The organism is Methanocalculus sp. (assembly GCF_029762515.1).
Taxonomy (GTDB): Archaea; Halobacteriota; Methanomicrobia; order Methanomicrobiales; family Methanocorpusculaceae; genus Methanocalculus.
Genome location: NZ_JARVGN010000341.1, coordinates 1 through 2,512, shown reverse-complemented (window position 1 = coordinate 2,512; position 2,512 = coordinate 1). Strand labels below are relative to the sequence as shown.

Annotated in this window: 2 protein-coding genes; both read right to left on the bottom strand. The window is 47.9% G+C overall.

The annotated features are described in order from the left end of the window. On the bottom strand, nt 1–1,021 hold a 1,021-nt coding region (locus QCH34_RS10615), incomplete at its 3' end, for a DUF4062 domain-containing protein (protein ID WP_300333909.1). 111 nt (nt 1,022–1,132) lie between these two features. Further along, entirely contained in the window at nt 1,133–2,257 is a 1,125-nt protein-coding gene (locus tag QCH34_RS10610) for an ORC1-type DNA replication protein (RefSeq protein ID WP_300333906.1), read from the bottom strand. Nucleotides 2,258–2,512: the final 255 nt, after the last annotated feature.

Here is a 2,512-nt window from a genome sequence, read left to right as displayed (position 1 = left end):
CTGTATCAAGAAGAGAATCTGCAAGTTCTTCCATCTCTTCTCTTTTTAGTGTATCTAATTCAGGAAGAGTATCAATCTCGCACGGTTCAAAGCCACTTCTTATTGCTTGTGATTTTAGATAATTTACGCCATAATTTCTTGAGGATAAAATTAGCTTAATATTTTGACGATTATCACTAATAATATTGAGAAGATCAGCTAAATTATTCTGCCGATGAGCATCGTCAACAATAATTACATTTCTTTTATTCTTCGGTATTTGTCTGAATGAATCAGCTGTGAATTGTGCATTGTCCCGAAGAAACCAAAGTTTATACTCTGATTCATCGATAATTTTTTTATAAAATTCAAATAGTATTTTACTTTTCCCAATTCCTCCTCTGCCATGAATAAGTAAGATCTGTTTATCTGAATTAAGAAAATCGCAAATGTCCTGAAATATTTTCTGTCTTCCAATGAGTGGATGAATGTGACTAAATAATACGTTATCTCTTGAACATGATCTAAAAAATTCTTCTCCCTTGAAAAACTGTGGATTTTTTATTCCAATCTCTCCATTTTCGGCTTCATAATTATGAAGCGTCATTGAAATTTTCCATGCTAACTCATATGGTGTCTGAAATGTCTCTCGCCATCTCTCACTCTCTATACGTCCTTTGAAATGCTTTATTTTCTCCTTAATATCGTCTGATTCTTCATTAGTTTCCCATTTTCCTTCAGAATTTTGTTTTATAAATACAAAAACTGGAATGTTATTGTTCTTAGCTTCATTGTATTCAATTTCGGTAATCGATATTTCTTCGTCAGCGTCAACCGATCCATATGCGAAACCAAAAATTAAAACAATTGCATCACAATTACGCAATTCCGATAAGCATACTTCTTTTGGAGGATTTGGATCTGCTGGAAATCTTTCCATTGCAATAGCTTTTGCTGATTCAAGGGAATCTATAGCTTTTATCGCTATATCCCTCTCTTGTTTCAGATCCCCATAGGTCGAGCTTACAAAAATTGATTTCAAGGATTCTTCCTCAAGAAATAGATTTGTATCAGTATTTTTATGCCTTTACATTCATTTTGAATCTCCTGATCATTCATATTCTGAAAAATAAGTAGCTAAGGTCGATAGCTCTCACCCACACACCTCAATCACCCTCCCTGGATCATAGCGCAGCGAAATCACCCGCGACTTCCCTCGGCCCTGCAGGTACGACACATCCAGCAGGCGCATGGTTTCGAATTTCTGCACGCACTGCGTGAACCTCGAGTAGCCGAGGATCATCGAATCCTTGATCGCGTCGTACACCGTCTTCATGGTCAGGTCCGTTCCTTCCCGTGTCAGTTCGGCGATCTGTTTCAGCAGGAATCGCTCGTCCTCCTTGAGGGCGGACACTGCGCTGTCCAGGTGGAGGAACCGTGCCGTGTCGAAGGCCTGCTCGATATCGTCGCTGGTGATCTCGGCGCGGGCGTGGCGCTCGGCGATCATCCCCGCCCGGAACAAGAGATCGATGCCCACCCTGATATCGGCAGTATCGAACGCACGCTCGACCACGAGATCGAGCATCTTCGGCGAGAGCACCCCGGGGTAGAACCCGTATTTTGCCCGCTGGGCGAGGATGTCCCGCATCTCGTCCTCGCCGTAGGGCGGGTAGTAGATCTCGGTGGGCAGGAAGGTGGAGAGCACCCGGGGGTCCATGGCATCCTTGAGGTCGAGGGTCATGTCGCTACAGATGGTGATGACGCCCAGGCGGATGTCGTTGAACATCTCGTGCATGCGCAGCAGGACGTAGAGCACGTCGTTGAGGGTGTGCTCGTGGACGAGGTAGTTGGCATCGTCGAGGCAGACAACCACCGAGCATTCCTTCTGCTGGATGAGCGTGGCCACGGCGTTGAGCATGGTTTTGAAGGAGGTGCCGGTCTCCGGTGGGTCCTGACCCGAGAGTTTCTGGTACATGGCAGCGAGGACGTTGAATTTCGTCGAGGCGAGGGCGCAGTTGATCTTCAATGGCATGAGTTTCTGGGTGTTCTCCCTGACTTGGGCAAAGAGCGCCTGCACGCTGGTGGTCTTGCCGGTGCCGGGCAGGCCCCGGATGATGGTGTTGAGCGGGCGGTTGCCCCGCATCCCGGGCAACAACTGGAATGCCAGTTCGGCCATCTGCGTGTCGCGGTGCATGAGTTGTTCGGGCACGAAATTGGTGTCGAACACCTGGGTGTTCTGGAACACGGTCTGGTCCCCCATGAGGGTTTTTCGGAACATACCAAGACGGTCTGCACGGGGTGGTATATACGGATCCGGGACGCGTGATGTGAAAGTAATCAGGGAGGATCCGATCCCGGCGATTCACTTTCGGCCCCTGTGCAGATCTGCCTTATGCGCCCGGCGGGGTACACGGAAGGGCTATGGGTGGTATCGTTCGTGTGTTTGTTATCTGCTTGTTTTCTGGCATTATGCTGCAATATGCCCCGGGTGCTTGCGCCGATGACCTTCGTGCAGGGGTGCGCCGGTGATCGG